The 17,673-nt window shown below is 35.2% G+C and carries 18 protein-coding genes; 13 read left to right on the top strand and 5 right to left on the bottom strand.

Annotation, left to right across the window (positions count from 1 at the left end; genetic code table 11):
* Positions 1 to 36 precede the first annotated feature (36 nt).
* Complete coding sequence (locus QQS35_RS12305) at positions 37 to 507, bottom strand: GNAT family N-acetyltransferase (protein WP_285932454.1); 471 nt, start codon at positions 505 to 507, stop codon at positions 37 to 39.
* 132 nt (positions 508 to 639) lie between these two features.
* On the opposite strand from QQS35_RS12305, the gene pdxR reads away from it, so the two are divergent.
* The 4 genes from pdxR to QQS35_RS12285 all read left to right on the top strand — a co-directional run bounded on the left by pdxR (position 640) and on the right by QQS35_RS12285 (position 5,597).
* On the top strand, positions 640 to 2,046 hold the full coding sequence (gene pdxR / locus QQS35_RS12300) for a MocR-like pyridoxine biosynthesis transcription factor PdxR (protein WP_285932453.1): 1,407 nt from the start codon (positions 640 to 642) through the stop codon (positions 2,044 to 2,046).
* A gap of 320 nt (positions 2,047 to 2,366) precedes the next feature.
* The gene (locus QQS35_RS12295) at positions 2,367 to 3,119 is read left to right on the top strand and encodes a DeoR/GlpR family DNA-binding transcription regulator (protein WP_285932452.1); all 753 of its coding nucleotides are present in this window, start codon (positions 2,367 to 2,369) and stop codon (positions 3,117 to 3,119) included.
* A gap of 116 nt (positions 3,120 to 3,235) precedes the next feature.
* Positions 3,236 to 5,113: a PTS fructose transporter subunit IIABC gene (locus QQS35_RS12290; protein ID WP_285932451.1), complete on the top strand. Its 1,878-nt coding sequence runs from the start codon at positions 3,236 to 3,238 to the stop codon at positions 5,111 to 5,113.
* A gap of 217 nt (positions 5,114 to 5,330) precedes the next feature.
* On the top strand, positions 5,331 to 5,597 hold the full coding sequence (locus QQS35_RS12285; protein ID WP_285932450.1) for a hypothetical protein: 267 nt from the start codon (positions 5,331 to 5,333) through the stop codon (positions 5,595 to 5,597).
* Between the two features lie 330 nt (positions 5,598 to 5,927).
* Here QQS35_RS12285 and QQS35_RS12280 read toward each other — a convergent pair whose 3' ends face one another.
* Positions 5,928 to 6,092 (bottom strand): hypothetical protein, encoded by a 165-nt coding sequence (locus tag QQS35_RS12280; RefSeq protein ID WP_285932449.1) that lies wholly within the window; start codon positions 6,090 to 6,092, stop codon positions 5,928 to 5,930.
* 251 nt (positions 6,093 to 6,343) lie between these two features.
* Here QQS35_RS12280 and QQS35_RS12275 point away from each other — a divergent pair, with 251 nt between their 5' ends.
* The gene (locus tag QQS35_RS12275) at positions 6,344 to 6,715 is read left to right on the top strand and encodes a hypothetical protein (RefSeq protein WP_285932448.1); all 372 of its coding nucleotides are present in this window, start codon (positions 6,344 to 6,346) and stop codon (positions 6,713 to 6,715) included.
* Between the two features lie 179 nt (positions 6,716 to 6,894).
* On the opposite strand, the gene QQS35_RS12270 is transcribed toward QQS35_RS12275, so the two are convergent.
* Both QQS35_RS12270 and QQS35_RS12265 read right to left on the bottom strand, forming a co-directional pair.
* Positions 6,895 to 8,145, bottom strand: coding sequence for a cytochrome P450 (locus QQS35_RS12270; protein ID WP_285932480.1), 1,251 nt, complete (start codon positions 8,143 to 8,145; stop codon positions 6,895 to 6,897).
* 532 nt (positions 8,146 to 8,677) lie between these two features.
* On the bottom strand, positions 8,678 to 9,727 hold the full coding sequence (locus QQS35_RS12265; protein WP_285932447.1) for an NAD(P)/FAD-dependent oxidoreductase: 1,050 nt from the start codon (positions 9,725 to 9,727) through the stop codon (positions 8,678 to 8,680).
* Between the two features lie 401 nt (positions 9,728 to 10,128).
* Here QQS35_RS12265 and QQS35_RS12260 point away from each other — a divergent pair, with 401 nt between their 5' ends.
* Entirely contained in the window at positions 10,129 to 10,755 is a 627-nt protein-coding gene (locus QQS35_RS12260) for a hypothetical protein (RefSeq protein ID WP_285932446.1), read from the top strand.
* Between the two features lie 248 nt (positions 10,756 to 11,003).
* Here the strand turns inward: QQS35_RS12260 and QQS35_RS12255 are convergent, their stop codons facing one another.
* Positions 11,004 to 11,639 (bottom strand): FMN-dependent NADH-azoreductase, encoded by a 636-nt coding sequence (locus tag QQS35_RS12255; RefSeq protein WP_285932445.1) that lies wholly within the window; start codon positions 11,637 to 11,639, stop codon positions 11,004 to 11,006.
* 230 nt (positions 11,640 to 11,869) lie between these two features.
* On the opposite strand from QQS35_RS12255, the gene arsA reads away from it, so the two are divergent.
* The 7 genes from arsA (at position 11,870) to QQS35_RS12220 (ending at position 17,652) form a co-directional block, all read left to right on the top strand.
* Positions 11,870 to 13,636 carry an arsenical pump-driving ATPase gene (gene arsA, locus QQS35_RS12250; RefSeq protein WP_285932444.1) on the top strand — a complete coding sequence of 589 codons (1,767 nt, stop codon included), beginning with the start codon at positions 11,870 to 11,872 and terminating at the stop codon, positions 13,634 to 13,636.
* 36 nt (positions 13,637 to 13,672) lie between these two features.
* The gene (locus QQS35_RS12245) at positions 13,673 to 14,020 is read left to right on the top strand and encodes an ArsR/SmtB family transcription factor (protein ID WP_285932443.1); all 348 of its coding nucleotides are present in this window, start codon (positions 13,673 to 13,675) and stop codon (positions 14,018 to 14,020) included.
* A 111-nt stretch (positions 14,021 to 14,131) separates the two neighbouring features.
* Entirely contained in the window at positions 14,132 to 14,551 is a 420-nt protein-coding gene (arsC, locus tag QQS35_RS12240) for an arsenate reductase (thioredoxin) (RefSeq protein ID WP_285932442.1), read from the top strand.
* 35 nt (positions 14,552 to 14,586) lie between these two features.
* A complete protein-coding gene (arsD, locus tag QQS35_RS12235) occupies positions 14,587 to 14,943 on the top strand; it encodes an arsenite efflux transporter metallochaperone ArsD (protein ID WP_285932441.1) in 357 nt (118 codons plus the stop codon).
* Between the two features lie 159 nt (positions 14,944 to 15,102).
* Positions 15,103 to 15,270 carry an iron-sulfur cluster assembly accessory protein gene (locus QQS35_RS12230; RefSeq protein WP_285932440.1) on the top strand — a complete coding sequence of 56 codons (168 nt, stop codon included), beginning with the start codon at positions 15,103 to 15,105 and terminating at the stop codon, positions 15,268 to 15,270.
* A gap of 135 nt (positions 15,271 to 15,405) precedes the next feature.
* Positions 15,406 to 16,131, top strand: a complete 726-nt coding sequence (locus QQS35_RS12225; RefSeq protein WP_285932439.1) for a GntR family transcriptional regulator — start codon at positions 15,406 to 15,408, stop codon at positions 16,129 to 16,131.
* 324 nt (positions 16,132 to 16,455) lie between these two features.
* Positions 16,456 to 17,652, top strand: coding sequence for a NupC/NupG family nucleoside CNT transporter (locus tag QQS35_RS12220; RefSeq protein WP_285932438.1), 1,197 nt, complete (start codon positions 16,456 to 16,458; stop codon positions 17,650 to 17,652).
* Positions 17,653 to 17,673: the final 21 nt, after the last annotated feature.

Raw genomic sequence — 17,673 nt, 5'->3', positions numbered from 1 at the left:
TAAGAGGCTCAATTAATTTAATGTTAATTTAGATGATTATTTCCTAGGTAATACTAGTTCATAGGTGTAAAAATTAGTTTCTTTTAGATAGCCGATTTTTTCATAAAGACATTGAGCATTTTTGTTATCAATAGCTGTTTCTAAGACGATATGTTCTGAACCGGATTGTTCTACGAATTCCTCTGCTTTTTCCATTAATTGGCTAGCAACTCGTTTTCTTCTAGCCTTTTCCTCTACATATAAATCATTTAGAATCCATATTTTCTTCATCGAGACGGAGCTAAAGGAAGGATATAGTTGGACAAACCCCAAACCAATAGAGGGGTTTTCGTAATCTTTCGCAATAAATACTACTGATTCGTTATTCACTAATCTTTCCTTTAAGAATTTTGTTGCTTTTTCTGTATCCTGATTTTTCCCGTAAAATAATCGATAATTCTCAAATAGTTGAACGAGCATGTCAATGTCATCTAGATTTGCTGTTGTAATTATTGAGTTTTTCTTCATTGTTCGCCTCCAAGTTTCCGTCTGCTAATAGTCAAAGTTCATACGGTTTGCTATAGTTATCATAATTAATAACTGGCCTTTTTAAAAGTGGCAGTTTCTCTTTTTTTAAAGGGTACAGATGGAGAGTGACAAATGATAGAAATAACACCATTATTAGAAAATAAGAATGGAAGTCCTATTTATTTACAATTATATAACTATATAAAGCAAGAGATTGAACGCGGACGGTATCAAGCAAATGAAAAATTGCCCTCGATAAGAAAATTAGCACTTTACTTAGATATTAGTCAAAATACAGTTGAATCTTCTTATCAACAGCTTCTAGCAGAAGGATATATTGAGAGCGTACCTAAGAGAGGTTTTTATATTCAGCAAATAGATGAGGAATTGAGTGTTGTTAAAAGGCACAAGCCTTTTCCATTGGCAGAATCAGATTCTAGCTTTGAAAAAGTAGATTATCATATTGATTTTCATCAAGCATCGATAGATCTTGCACTTTTTCCAATCAGTGAATGGAAAAAGTGTTCCAATGAGGTACTTCATAATAGAAGTATTTTTGACTATGGTCATCCACAAGGGGAAATGAGTTTGCGGGAACAACTTGCTTACTATTTACATTTTTCAAGAGGAGTAAATTGCACACCAGAACAAATAGTTGTTGGTGCTGGTACACAACAATTATTAGGAATGCTTTGTTTGATTTTTAAACAATGTGAATCATCGATTGCAATTGAGAATCCTGGATATAAAGGTGCTAAAGATGTTTTCCTTAATCACGGTCTAGACGTTGAACCAATTAGAGTAGAGGCGGACGGGATATCTGTAAACGAGCTAAAAAAAAGTAAAAACAAAATAGTTTATATCACACCGTCTCATCAATATCCAACTGGTGTGATTACATCGATTACAAAGAGGAGACAATTATTAAAATGGGCGATAGAAACGGAAGGTTATATTCTGGAAGACGATTATGATAGTGAATTTCGCTATGTTGGGAGACCAATTCCTTCACTTCAAGGCCTTGATCTAAATGAGAGGGTTATCTATTTAGGTACGTTTTCTAAATCATTTTCCCCTGCTTTAAGAGTGAGCTATATGGTATTACCTAAAAGCATGCTGAATCAATATAAAAAAATGTATGCTTCTTATGACCAAACTGTATCTAAAATTCACCAAGAAGCGCTTGCGTTATTTATCGAAAGGGGCTATTTAACGAGACACATTCGTAGAATCAGGAAGCTTAACCGACAGAAGAGGGAGGTGCTTCTTAAAGCAATTTCTAAGTATATGGGCATGAATGTTAATGTTGTTGGTGAAAAATCAGGTGTTTATATATTATTAGAAATTAAGTTATCAGAAACCGAAGAAACATTAATTCAACTAGCTAAAAAAGCAAAGATACGCGTATATCCAACTTCGCCTTATTGGACAGATTATAGGTCGATAGATTTTCCGAAAATTCAATTGGGATTTGGTGGATTAAATGAAGTGGAAATTAAAGAAGGCATTTACCTCTTAAGTAAAATATGGTTTAAGTAACGGAATTTTTTATAAATATAAACCTATCGTAATGAAAATAATAATAAAAATGCGTTCACGATGTTTGAACGCATTTTTGCATTCAAAACGTTTAAAAGTGATTGAATTTTGTAGTAAGGAGAAGTTATACCAATCATATTTGAATGATTTTAAATGAAATTGAAAGAAAATGATTGATATATGAAAACGCTTCAGTTATTATATGAATAAGAGCTAGTAAATAATATTCTAAAAAGGTACATAGTTAAATAAATGACTATTTATGAATTATAATGATTGATTTTGAAAACGGTTAATAATAAGAGTGGAGGTGTTAGCAAGTGCTAACTGCTGAACGACATCAAGTTATCTTACAGTTATTAGATGAGAAAGAAATTGTTAGAATTCAAGAACTTGTTGAGCAATTAAATTCTTCTGAATCAACTATCCGTCGAGATTTGAGTCAACTGGAAAAGAAGAACAAGTTAAAGCGTGTGCATGGAGGTGCATCGTTACTTCAACAAAAAAGAGATGAACCAAGCATATTGGAAAAGTCTACGAAAAACTTAACGGAAAAAGAGGTAATTGCAAAATATGCGGCCAATTTAATTCAGGATGGGGATTGTATATTTTTAGATGCAGGTACAACTACGTATCAGATGATTAAATATATCACTGCAAAGGATTTAACTGTTGTAACGAACGGACTTAATCATTTAGAGCCTCTATTAGAAAAGAATATTCAAACATACTTGCTAGGCGGTTTTGCTAAACCAAGAACCGGTGCATTGATTGGCCAAATTGCTGTGGATAGTCTGAGGAAATTTAGATTTGATAAAACATTTCTAGGTGTGAATGGTGTACACCTTACGTATGGTTTAACTACACCAGATCCAGAAGAAGCAGCATTAAAATCATTAGCTTTAGAACTAGGGCAGAAAGTATATGTTCTTGCGGATCACACAAAATTTCATGAAGTTACCTTCACACAAATTGGTGAACTTGATGATGCCATTATTATTACAGATGAAAAAGATCCAGACATTGTTTCTGAGTATCGTTCAAAAACAGTCATAGAGGTTGTTGAGGAATGATTTATCTATCTTAAATCAATCTTTTCCTTGGTGAGATTTGATGGAATATTTGTGAATGAAAATATAGCAAAACGTGGGGAAATTTTATTAATAAAGAAAGTTGAGGAGGAAATCAGATGAAAATAACAGAGTTGTTAAAATCAGAAACAATTATTTTAGATTTACATGCAACATCAAAGTCTACTGTTATTGATGAACTTGTTGAAAAACTAGGGTTTGCTGGAAGATTAGTAGACAAAGATAAATTTAAAAAAGAAATATGGGCTAGAGAAACCCAAGGAACCACTGGAATTGGCGATGGTATCGCAATTCCCCATGCCAAAACAGATGCAGTAAAGGTTCCTTCGATTGTTTTTGGAAGGTCAAAAGCAGGTGTTGATTACGAAGCACTTGATCAAAAGCCAAGTCATTTGTTTTTTATGATTGCTGCCACAGATGGTGCTAATAACGAACATTTAGATACACTAGCAAGATTGTCTTCGATGTTAATGGATGAATCATTTAGAAAAAAATTATTACAAGCAAACTCGACACAACAAATCTTATCGTTAATAGATCAGAAGGAAAAAGAGAAAATAGAAGATGAATCAGGGGGTGTTCAAGCAATCGAAGGTAAAAAGATTCTTGCTGTCACCGCTTGTCCAACAGGAATTGCACATACCTATATGGCCGCAGATGCTTTGAAAGCCAAAGGTAAAGAATTAGGGATTGATATAAAGGTTGAAACGCGTGGTTCGGGTGGGGCGAAGAACGTTTTAACTGAAAAAGAAATACAGGAAGCAGATGGTATCATAATAGCCGCTGATACGAAGGTAGATATGGAACGATTTAAAGGCAAGCCAGTAGTAGAAGCTGCCGTAGCTGATGGGATTCGTAGACCAAAAGAATTAATTGAAAAAGTAATCAATGGTAATGCACTTATTTATCAAGGTGGTAAAAGTTCATCAACAATAGAGCCCAGTGGTGGTGGAAAATCAAATCTTAACGCATTTTATAGACACTTAATGAATGGTGTTTCACACATGCTACCTTTCGTTGTTGGTGGTGGTATCTTAATAGCACTTGGATTTATGTTTGGTATTGAATCACATCTCAAGGATGATTCGAACTACAATGTATTTGCTGAAGCGCTAAATACAATTGGTGGCGGTAACGCAATGGGGTTAATGATTCCTGTACTTGCTGGATTCATTGCAATGAGTATTGCCGATAGGCCAGGGCTTGCTCCAGGTATGGTAGGTGGATTCATGGCAGCCCAAGGTAATTCAGGATTCTTAGGTGGTATTATTGCCGGTTTCTTGGCAGGTTATATTGTCGTTGGATTAAAAAAATTATTAGAAGGAATGCCGCAATCATTAGATGGTATTAAAACAATTTTACTGTATCCATTATTAAGTATTTTTGCAACTGGTATGATTATGTTCTTTGTAGTAGAAGGTCCTGTTGGTGCATTCAACACAGCACTAGGTGGCTGGTTAGAAGGAATGGGAACTACCAATGCTGTTTTACTCGGATTAATATTAGGTGGAATGATGGCCATTGATATGGGTGGTCCAATAAATAAAGCTGCTTACACTTTTGGTCTAGCAATGATCGCAGATGGAATTTTATTGCCACATGCAGCAATTATGGCTGGTGGAATGGTTCCACCACTAGGGATTGCTTTAGCAACAACGTTTTTTGCTAAGAAATTTACGAGACAAGAACTAGATGCAGGAAAATCAAACTATATTATGGGTGCATCATTTATTACAGAGGGTGCGATACCGTTTGCTGCAGCTGACCCAGGTAGAGTTATTCCGTCAATCGTGGTTGGTTCTTCGGTTGCGGGTGCTTTATCAATGTTATTTAACATCGGCTTACCAGCACCACATGGTGGAGCGTTTGTCTTTCCACTACTTGAAGGTAATCCATTCATGTATTTATTAGCAATTCTAATAGGAGCTGCTATAACAGCTATTATGTTGGGGATTTTGAAGAAAGATATAAAGTAACAACAAATTATTAAGAAAGCCAGACTTATCGATACGAATTCATGTATCAGAGTCTGGCTTTTTTTGTGTTGTTTTGTAAAGTTTCCACTATTTTTGGTTTTGATTTAAACATTAAATATTGATTAATAAGATTTCGCTTATAAGTTGGGTTAATCACCCTATCATCTCTTTTTTTTATACGTATAGTAAGAGTAAAGATAATATGGAGGTGAAGTTAATGTCTGTTGGTCATTATCATGAGCTTTGTACTAGATATATGAAAAAACCAGTTGTCATTAGAACAGTTGATGGTAAGGTACACCAAGGTATTATTGAACATGTGGATCGTCATAAAGTATATATCAGTCCTTTAGGTGGGTCTGGGCCTCATAGAAACCTCGGTGGTTATGGATATGGGTTCTGGGGACCAGGCGCTGGTTTTGGAACGGGGATTTTACTAGGATCAATTGTTGGTTTATCTTTAGCACCTTGGTTTTGGATATAAAAACCAGATTAAAAAGCCTCATTTTAGGGGCTTTTTTTCGATAAATAGACTAATCAGTATATAATTGATTTGAAAATGTGCACTAGTAAGCACTCTAACTTCTAGCAATATTTTAAAATATTTTATTGAAAAATGTACAACAGATGTAGCACTTGCTTTAGGTAAAAAACCAGTTGCAATTGTTGAGTCTTGGTTAGAGACAAGTTGTTTATAGTATAAATTAGATAAAGGTGAAGAAGGGATTACTTATTGTGGTGTTATCCATTAAAACAAAAAATAAAACGGAAACTGAGGTAGTTTCCGTTTGAAAGAAGTAGTATTTGTCTCTACCTACTCAATTTCTTCCTCAAAATAAAATGTATTCGGATATTCTTCAACTGTGTAAGAGTAACGCTTCATATTTTCAACATACGTCCATTTGTTTATTGTGACAGTTTCCCCTGTAGATTTAATAGTTACCTTTTGTTTTTGCTCAAATTTATTGTTATTTCTCATTTTACTACCTCGCAATTTTTATTAGTCTGCTATTACTACCATAACACTGGTAGAATTAATTACAATAAAAATCTAACATATAATCATATTTCTCCCCAATTTTTCAACAAATAAACAAGATTGTATGAAGTAAGGTGGTATTTGTTGGTAAAAAAGCGTATAATGATAGGAAAGGGGAAAAGCCCTGTGGTCTTCTGGTGTAGAGAAAACCGCCCAGAGGGTGTGAGACCAATACAGAAAGGATGACCAAAATGACGAGTATGTTATATCAAGCAAAGGCTGGAGATGGGTTTAAAATGAGAGGAATGAATAGACGAAATTCATTCTTTAAAACTCCAAAAGAAGCTGTTTCAGAAGCATTGGCACTAAAGGAAAAAATGGACAAGAGATATGAAAATGACATTGAATGGGATTATAATGGCGAAATGACAAGTTCAGCCAACAGAATGAAATTTCTCAAAGGATATTTAGGTGGAGACCGCAAATCAAAACCTTTTTATTTGCAAATTGTAACAGTTGATAATCAAGAAGACGGATTTAGTGTTGTATCTCCAAAGAAACCAAGAACTGTGACAGCAAAGGACAAGAAGGTTTTAAACAAAGTTATTAAGTTATTTAAATAATACATCCTAACTTAGTGCAGAACTAGTGCACTAAGAAAGCTATTTTTGTAGTCATATTATGATATTAATTTAATATAAAAAAGAAGTTCTGTAAAGAGGTAACTGTTGCAGAACTTCTTTTTTTCTTGAAACACTTTAAAAGAATCAGTTATGAGGCTCAACTAGCAAAAACTTAAATATCATTTTCTTTTTATATTGCTCATAACAAATCCACTTTTAGGAAGGCTGGGCATTTCTTCAAGACTATAGTTTAAATCTTGATTTGGAACTTCAAAATCAATGCTATTTGCAAGAAAATCTAAACTCGCTTTCATAATTTCAACAGTAATTCCTTCTCCCGGACAACGGTGTCCTTTAGCAGGATCGCCCCCACCTTGAGGAATGAATTCAAATAAACTTCCCTTCCAATCGATAAAACGATCTGGACGGAATTGATTCGGTTTTTCCCATATTCGCGCGTCATGATTCGTACCATACATATCAAGTAGTACTAGCATGCCTTCTTTAAATTTACAATCTTTCCAAATGAAACTTTTACGTACTCGAGCCCCAAGAAAAGGTCCGAATGGATAGTATCGCCTAACTTCTTGCGCAAACATTTCTAGATTATTAACCTTTTCAGGGTGAAGGCTCTGTTTATGCTCAGGATGTTCATGTAGAGCTAAAGCCGAGAATGTAATGAATGTGGCAATTGCTACGATTGGCCGTAACACATTGATTAGTTCTACCGCAGCCATTTGCATATCTAGTTGAGTTCCATCTGCTTTTGTATAATAAGCCATTTCATATAGTGCTGAACCCGGTTCTGCTTTTAGATTGCCTGTTCGCACATCCTCGATTACACTTCTAATCCATTCCTCAGCTCTAGTTCTTGCTCTTCTTCCTTTCCAGTGTTGTGGTCCAACCGCTCCGAATGCATAAACCATGTCAATAAAATCATCTGCTCGCATCGTAACTTCATTCTCTTTTAATGGTACTCCGGCCCAAAGGCAGGCAATTTGGCATAAAGTTCTTTTTGCTTCATCAAAAAGAACAACGTTATCCGCTTTTTCCCAACTTGAAATAGAAGCTTGCCAATGTTCCTTTGCAAGTTCTGCTAATCGTTTCTGATGTGTTGGTGTCATTAGGGACATAAACAGGAGTTTTCGGTGAATGTGTGCTTCACCATCCATCGATTGAATGGCATTTTCACCGAATAAGGTCTTTTGAACCCGTTTAGGTGCTGCGCCTTTACGTCTAAACTTTTCATCATCATAAAACAGCTTTGCTGCCTCTGCACCACTCATACAAATAACTCTTTGTCCTAATAACCTTGCTTCGAATAAATCTGATTTATACCGTTCGACTCGATTACTAATGAATAAGTATCCTTCTTGCATAAGATTTAAACTATTGTCTAGACTTTTGTCATGTGGAATTTTTTCATTCAACGCCATATTTACTCACTCCTTTTATTAGTCATTTGTTTTCCATCCATGGTATAAGTCTTTCCTAATAGATTTGTCATATTTATGGTTTAACAAATAAAATAAAAGAAGAAGTTTTAGGTGGTAGCTACATATGACAGATAACTTTTCTTTGTCATGATTTTGGTGTCAACGATGCTTAACATTCCATTCCGCTAAAAAAGCGATGGATTTTTAACGATTTGGTTGCTAAACAAAGGAACATATATGAAAAGAAAAACTACATGTCAAGATAGTCAAACATGTATTCATAATTTGACACACCTTGATAAATAATTTGCATACGTGGAAGGGTGGTTAAGTTGTGCGATAAGTAGGGACGCAACTGTTTTTTGGTCTAGCGTATTATTAAATTCACTAATGTAGCTACATGCAAAAACAGTCCTTCTAACTCCTACCACCTCGAGGGTCTTAAGGAATGTTACATAAAAAGGCACCTTCGAAACAAGTTTTTTTCTTGTTTCGAAGGCGCCCAGCGATTTTCTTATAGGCAGTGCTATTTTACAATCTGTTCGATTACCGATTTATTTCGCTTTTTGAATACATCATTATGAGAGGAAACCATTCCTGTATCACGTGCATCAGGTTGAATGAATGTTTTTGCATTATTCACAGCATTTGCGGCATCTTGAAAAGCGCCTGCAATCAGGTGTAGTTTTCCTTCATGCTTTAGAATGTCCCCTGCAGCATAGAGCCCTTTTATCGAAGACTCACTAGTAGGATTGCCTGCAACAAAGTAGTCATCTATTAATTTTATATCTAGTTGGCTATTCTCTAGTAAAGATGCATCTCGATCATATCCATGATTAATAACAACGTCATCGACAGGTAAATGGCTAACCTTACCAGTATCATTGTTAGTTAACTCTACGCGCCCAATGGACTTCTCCTCTACACCAGCAATTAGCTTAGTAATGGAGGAATTAAATAAGCATTCCACCGAACTATTCATCAAGTGTGATATTTGAGACTCATGCCCTGTTAAGGTTGCTTTTCGATAGGTTAAATACACTTTCTTGGCGATTGGCTCTAATTCATTGGCCCAATCGATTGCAGAATTTCCTCCACCAGAAATGATTACTGTTTTATTTTTAAAATGCTTTAAAGATTTTACTGTGTAATGTAAATTAGCAACCTCAAATCTTTCTGCTCCTTCAATATGTAGTTTTTGAGGTTTTAATATTCCACTTCCTACAGCTATGATTACTGTTTTAGAATAGTGTTCCCTTCCAGAAGCGGCTTTTAGAACAAACAAACCATCTTCATTACGTGTAATGGATTCTATTTTTTCATTCAAGACAACCTCAGGCTGGAAGGTTAGCCCTTGTTCTACTATATTGTCTATTAGTTGCGCTCCTGAGACTGGTGGAAGACCACCAACATCCCAAATTACCTTTTCAGGATATACATGTACTTTCCCACCCAACTGTGGCTGAAATTCTATAATTTTTGTTTTCATTTCTCTTAATCCACTATAAAAAGCTGAGAATAATCCAGCAGGTCCTCCACCAATTATCGTTACATCAAAGCTTTCGTTTTCCTTCAAAATATACCCACTCCCTATATAAAAATTAAAGAAACGTCTATCTAATCAAGTAAAGTTATAATTATAAACAAGTTAACAATATTATAAACGATATTGATAATCATTATCAATAAAAAATAAAAATATCTATAAAGAGAAGAAAAGTAAGGTTATGCTAAAATATTTTAAAAAAATACTTGTAATCTGAATCGCGTTAACTTATATACTAGATATAGAGACCTTATATACGAGAGTGGATAGATGTTTGGAAGAGTCAACTATTCGTGTGGAAAGCAGTCCGGTGGCTATGGAAAGTACGGAAATTATTAGTAACACCAAATCCAATCAGATGGTTGTCTACTAAAAATTAATCTATGTATCTAGACAATGTTTTTACTATATATGAAAAGAGGAACAACGTAATGGTTGATTTTATTCTTCAATATAAATGGGTATTTTTCATTACGGGAGAAATTGTTTTTTGGCTAACGATTATCGGATTCTTAATCGCTAGATATTTGTTCAATATAGAAAAATGGAGCAAATACTTTATCGTTATCTGGTTACTAAGTGATGTAGGCTTGTTGTTTATTGGAATACTTGATTATAGGAACACAGGTAGGTTTGACACTTTCCAAGTAATCATCACTGTTTTTCTTATTTATGCGTTCACTTTTGGTAAGAAGGATTTTAAAAAGTTGGACCGTTTAATTAAAAGAAAGATTATGCAATGGAAAGGTGAGGAACTGGAGCCAGAGGGACAAGATGAGCAATTGTATGGAATGAAATATGCTATACATGAGCTTAAAGGATTTGGTTTACATATTGCTTTTTTTAGTATCATTACTTTGGTATTGGCTTTCTTTTATGATTTACGTGACTTACAAACGTTGTTTTCGAGTGGTGAATTAATTTCTAATTTAATTGAAAAGGGGTTATTTGACGATGAAGTAGTTGGTAGAGTTACAGGAGTCTGGACGTTAGTATTAGTAATTGATGGAATCATTACTTTATCTTATTTTATTTTTCCTCAAAAAAAGAAAAGATAAATCGATTTTGGATCAAGAAATATATCACGTTCTATTCTATAGTAAACTTTAACACTTATATACTCTCTATATAGATCCCCACAATGCTAATTCAAAGGGAGTAATGTGATAGTAATTACATCAATACAAAAAAGCAGTCGTAATCGACTGCTTTTGTTTTAGCATAGGAAATTATAGATTTAGTGTCCTGTGGATAACTGACTATTGCATGTGCAACGTCCAGCAAGGCGCCCTGAGCTTTTGTTCTGCTAAAATGTTTCCGCCAAATCCTTAGCCCGTGCAATCGCGTCTGCTTGGATTTCTTCTTTTTTATCAGGCATTTCATCATGTCCTTCGACAAAAAGACCCTCAAATGAAGGGATACCGAAAAAACCCATTAGTACTTTTAAGTATCGATGTCCCATTTCCTTATCTGCAGACGGACCGTGAGAATAGACACCACCACTTGCTTGGATATGCAACGCCTTCTTATCTGTTAAAAGGCCAATTGTTCCATGTTCCGTATGCTTAAATGTTTTACCAGCAACTGCAACAGAATCAAGGTAGGTTTTCATGACTGGTGGAAATAAAAGATTCCAAAGTGGTGTGACAAAGACATATTTGTCTGCCTCTACAAATTGTTCACTTAATTCATTTAGTCGTCCTACTTTTGCTTTTTCCTCAACAGACAATGCTTCAAAACCTTGTCCAGATTGAAGTTTACCCCATCCTTGGAAAACATCGGCATCAATGTGGGGAATGTTCTCACTATATAAATCGATATGTGTCACTTCATCTTTCGGATGTACTTCCTTATAGCTGTCAATAAATGCCTTTCCCACAGCCATACCATATGACCTTTCTTCATTGAATGGATTTGCTGTAATATATAATAGTTTTGTCATTGTTAATGAACCTACTTTCGTATAATTAATATAGTCTTGAAAGAAGTACTATTCATTGTTGATAATCTAATAATAAACAAATTAAACTCCTATGTATGTGAAAAAAATCACAATGCTTTAAGGTGTTAATGTTCTTTATATAAACAATTGATTATATAATTGATTGCTAATATAATGATGTTAGAATGTAATTAAAATACCAATATGAAATATATATAAGGAGTTTTGCAATGGAACGTTTACGTCCAGAACTAATCTCAAACAATAGAAATTTATTTTTTACTGGCAAAGGTGGAGTTGGGAAGACCTCTACTGCTTGTGCTACTGCTGTTGCTTTAGCGGAATTAGGGAAACAAGTACTGATTGTAAGTACAGATCCTGCTTCTAATTTACAAGATGTATTTGAGATGGAACTAGAAACATATCCTACCCAAATTCCTACTATTCCTAATCTTTACGCTGCAAATTTAGACCCTGAACAAGCAGCATTGGAGTATCGCGAGAAAATTATTGGGCCGTACCGAGGTAAACTTCCTCAGGCTGCCATAACAAATATGGAAGAACAATTATCAGGTGCTTGCACAGTAGAAATTGCTGCATTTGATGAGTTTACAAATTTATTAGCAAATGAAGAAACGACTAAACAGTTTGACCATATTATTTTTGATACGGCACCGACAGGACATACGTTACGATTGTTACAGCTACCAACAGCATGGAATTCGTTTCTAGATGAGAGTACACACGGTGCTTCTTGCTTAGGGCCACTAGCAGGATTGGAAAAGAAAAAAAGTTTATATAAAAAAACGATGCGAGCATTGGCAAACAAAGAGGAAACCTTACTTGTGTTAGTCGCTAGACCAGATCGTTCCTCACTAGATGAGGCAAAAAGAGCTTCTTTAGAACTAAACCAATTAGGGATTACAAATCAGTCGCTAATCATTAACGGGGTATTCAAACGACAATCCAATGACTTAGTAGCCTGTAAATTAGAGGAAAAGCAGCAACAAGAGCTTAAGGGGATTTCGAATTTATTATATGATATGAGAAACTATTTTTTACCCCTTGTGCCGTATAATTTGACAGGAATTAATGCTTTGAAGAATTTATTTATAGATAGTGAAATCGGTAATAAGGGAAAGTACGAATCAAATTTAGACATGCAATTGCCATCTCTGGAAAAGATAGTAGCCCAGCTTAGTAATAATGAGCATGGTGTATTTATGACAATGGGCAAAGGTGGCGTAGGCAAAACTACAATGGCAGCTGCGGTTGCAGTTGGACTAGCTGAAAAAGGACATAAAGTTCATTTAACAACCACAGATCCTGCAGCTCACCTTATGCATGTATTAGATGAGACCCAACTTTCTGATTATCTAACGGTAAGCAGTATCAACCCAAAACATGAGGTAGATCTCTATAAAAAACAAGTATTGGAAAAATTAGATGATTCGCTAACAGAAGATGAAATTGCATTTGTTAAAGAGGATTTGGAATCACCTTGTACAGAAGAGATTGCCGTGTTTCAAGCCTTTGCAAAAGCAGTAGATCTATCGGACGACGCTTTTGTTGTTATTGATACCGCGCCGACAGGACATACGTTACTACTATTAGATGCAGCAGAGTCTTATCACCAGGAAGTGGAGCGAGCAAACGGAAAGATGCCAGCCTATGTGCAGAAATTGATACCGCGGCTTCGTGATCCAAATCAAACCTTTGTAGCTCTAGTTACGTTGCCAGAAGCCACTCCTGTTCATGAAGCGAATCGTTTACAAGAAGATTTACGTCGCGCAAAGATTGAACCGAAATGGTGGATTATAAATCAAAGCTTTCAAGCGACTACCACAGAAGATCCAGTCCTAAAAGGCAGGGCCTATGCGGAGCAAACGTGGATTGAAAGAGTATTTAATGAGTTGGCATCAGAAACAATCATTGTTCCTTGGCAAGCCGATGACATTATTGGTGTTGAGCGATTAAAACAAATAACGAAAGCGTAAGTTTTTATTGTTTGAATTAGGTTAGGAGGAATGCGTATGACGACAATAAATAAGCTAGATGTTGAACATGGTTCAATAGTTATGAAGTTACTAGGTGATAAAACAAGATTAAGTATAGTTTGTTTATTAATGCATGATGAATGTTGCGTTTGTGAACTTGTTGAAATCTTACAGATGAGCCAGCCTTCCATTAGTCAACATGTTAAAAAACTAAAAGCTGCTGAGATTGTAAAAGAACGAAGACAAGGACAATGGATATTTTACCGAATCAACACAGATTCTCAGGTATATCCACTAATCGAAAGTATTACGAGCTTTTTTCCAGAACAACAAGAAAAAATTATAGATTTAGAAAAAAAAGGCTTGAGAGTGTGTTGTGATTAGAAAGTAACTTATTACATTTTTGGATCACTTATTTATATAAATCTATCTATATAGAATTATATAACTCAAACAGTATAGACAAAATCAAATTACAAATAAGGAGTTTTTTAAATGGCGAAACCAATTATTTATTTTCTTTGTACAGGTAATTCTTGCAGAAGCCAAATGGCTGAGGCATGGGGGAAAGAGCATCTGAAAGGAAAATATGATGTGTATTCAGCAGGAATAGAAGCGCATGGTGTCAATCCCAATGCTATCAAAGCAATGAAGGAAGTAGGAATTGATATATCTAATCAAACATCTGATACGATTGACCAGGATTTACTTAAAAAAGCAGATTTGGTAGTTACGCTATGTGGACATGCCAATGATGTTTGTCCAGCGACACCTCCTAACAAGGAACGAGAACACTGGGGGTTTGATGACCCTGCAAAAGCAGAAGGAACCGAAGAAGAAAAGTGGGCTTTCTTTCAACGTGTTCGTGACGAAATTGGTGAACGTATTGAAAGGTTTGCAAACACAGGTAAATAAGTTCTTCAGAAAATTGTTAATTAGGAGGCAAATGAATGGCTAAGATAGAAATTTTTGATCCAGCGTTATGTTGTCCAACAGGGGTATGTGGACCTCATGTAGACCCAGAGCTTACGAGAATAGCAAATGCTGTGTTCTTACTTGAGAAAAAAGGTGTAGATATCAAGCGTTATAACTTAGGAAACGAACCTCAGTTTTTTGTTGATGAAAAAGAAGTTCAAAAGTTATTAGAAGAACAAGGAATTGATGCTTTACCCGTTGTGCTAGTGGATAAGCAAGTACAAAAAATAGGTGGGTATCCTTCTAATCAGGAACTAGCTACATGGACTGGTATTCAGAAGACGGAAATAGTTAAAAAAGAAACAAAAACAAAAGACTTACCATTATTGTAAGTATTCTAGTTATAGTACAATAAGGTAGAAAGAGGTGAATCAACTATGAAGATTAGTGAACAAGCTAAAATATTATTAACTGATATTATGAAACAAGAAGGCAAACAAGCATTACGAATTCACTTTGCAGGCATGGGCTGAGGAAGTCCTAAAATAGGAGTGGCTCTGGATGAGCCACAAGCGGATGATGAAGTGCAAGAAATTAATGGAATCGTGGTTGCGATAGACCCAATTATAAAAGATCAAACAAATAGCTTAATTTTAGATTGTCAGGAACAAGACGGAGAAAAAGGTCTTGTACTTCAGGGCATCGAGGATTGTTGCTAATATTTAAAAGGATTGGCAAATTCGCCAATCCTTTTAAATAGGTAGTAGAGTGAAGCTCTATTTTCCAAAAGATAAAACATAGCTTGTAAGGGCTTTATAATAAATGTAAAATAACTTCATATGGGAGGGTCGAGTATGAATTATAACTATCAAACACCACGTTATCTAATTGTCATTGAACAAATAAAAGGAAAAATTAATGATGGAGAACTAGAACCAGGTGAGCGCTTGCCATCAGAAACTGATTTTGCTAAAGAGCTACGTGTATCAAGGAATACATTAAGAGAAGCGTTACGTATTTTAGAGGAAGAGAATATTATTATCAGAAAGCATGGAGTAGGGACATTTGTAAATAAAAAACCGGTATTTTCTGGTGGAATTGAAGAACTGTTTAGTATTACAGATATGATTGAAAGAGAAGGAAAAACCCCAGGAACGGAACTTATATTTACTGGTTATGTAGAGCCGCATAGTGATGATATAAAAGAATTGCAACTAAATGAAAATGAACAAGTACTCTTGGTTAGACGTGTTCGTACATCAAACGGATCCCCTCTTGTTTATTGTATAGATAAAATTCCAGCGAACCTTCTCGCAAAAGGATACAAACTTAATGAGGAGTCCATGCTAACCTCGCTACAAGAAGAAGCAGGAATCACAATAAGTTATGCCAAAGCCGATATAAAAACAATTGGTTATCATGAAGATATCTCAGAGATTTTAAATTGTGATGCTGACACTCCTCTGCTAATTTTAAAACAAATTCATTATGACTTATCAGATAATCCAGTGTTGTACTCACTTAATTTCTTTAAATCCGACCAAATTAGTTTTAGTGTTTTTAGAAAACGAGTTTTCTAATGTGTTTTTTGAAAAGGTGAAAAATCATATAAATAGATGGGGCTTTCGGTAATGGAGTAATGAAACCAAGCTATTTGCCGGGAGCTTAGTTATACCTTAATTTACATAGAAAAAAGTGGAAACAAATAAATTTTAAAAAAAGATTGACTTGTTGGACGTCTCACCTTTATAGTTATATTGTAGCTACGATGAAAGGGGATACAAAAACACTCAGTTGTTGGACATCCTACTTTAATTTGTTGTTTGTGTAGTGAAAATAATTATTTTTAATACGAAATACAAACGATTACATTTTTAATCAAACTATGAAGGTGAGTGGACAATATGAATTTATTATGGGGTATCTTTGGTATCTTTGTTGTTTTGTCGATAGCATTTCTGTTTTCAAGTAAAAAGAAAGCGATTAAATTAAGGACTATTCTTGGTGGATTGTCAATCCAAATCTTATTTGCTTTTATTGTTTTGAAATGGGAGGCAGGAAGAGCTGCACTGAAGTGGTTTACACTACGTGTACAAAATGTTATTGATTATGCTAATGAAGGAATAGGGTTTCTATTTGGTTCCTTAGCTAATGGTGAGGAATTTGGTACTATTTTTGCTTTTCATGTATTACCAATTATTATATTCTTTTCAGCTTTAATATCGGTTTTATATTATCTTGGAATCATGCAATTATTTATAAAAGTAATTGGTGGTGCTTTATCAAAACTATTAGGCACAAGTAAAACAGAGTCTATGTCTGCTGCTGCAAATATATTTGTCGGTCAAACGGAAGCACCACTTGTAGTTCGTCCGTTCTTAGCAAAAATGACAAATTCAGAGCTGTTCGCTGTCATGACAGGAGGACTTGCCTCTGTAGCGGGTTCTGTTCTTGTTGGTTACTCTTTGTTAGGTGTTCCACTTGAATACTTGTTAGCAGCGAGTTTCATGGCTGCACCAGCTGGATTAATTATGGCGAAAATAATGATGCCAGAAACAGAAAGATCTGCAACATCGGATTCATTGGAATTAGAGAAAGATAAAGATACAGTAAATGTCATTGATGCAGCTGCTAAAGGTGCAACAGATGGACTGAAGCTTGCTTTAAATGTAGGGGCAATGTTATTAGCGTTTATTGCTCTTATAGCGTTAATCAATGGAATTCTAGGAATCTTTGGAGGATTGACACTTGAAGGAATACTTGGCTATATTTTCGCTCCGATTGCTTTTGCAGTTGGTGTGCCATGGTCTGAAGCAGTTATTGCCGGAAGCTTCATTGGTCAAAAACTTGTATTAAACGAATTTGTCGCTTATGCTGCTTTTGCTCCAGAAATGGCTAACTTGTCAGATAAGACGAATCTAGTTGTTAGTTTTGCATTATGTGGTTTTGCTAACTTGAGCTCTATGGCAATTTTACTTGGTGGACTTGGTGAGCTTGCACCAAATCGTCGTGGAGACATTGCTAGACTTGGATTGCGTGCTGTTGCAGCTGGTATGCTGGCTTCATTACTAAGTGCAGCAATTGCTGGTATGTTCTTTTAATTAAACTATCCTAAAGGGTGA

This window comes from Aquibacillus rhizosphaerae (genome assembly GCF_030282825.1).
In the GTDB taxonomy this organism is placed as follows: Bacteria; Bacillota; Bacilli; order Bacillales; family Amphibacillaceae; genus Aquibacillus_C; species Aquibacillus_C rhizosphaerae.
This window is presented reverse-complemented; position numbering and strand designations above follow the sequence as displayed.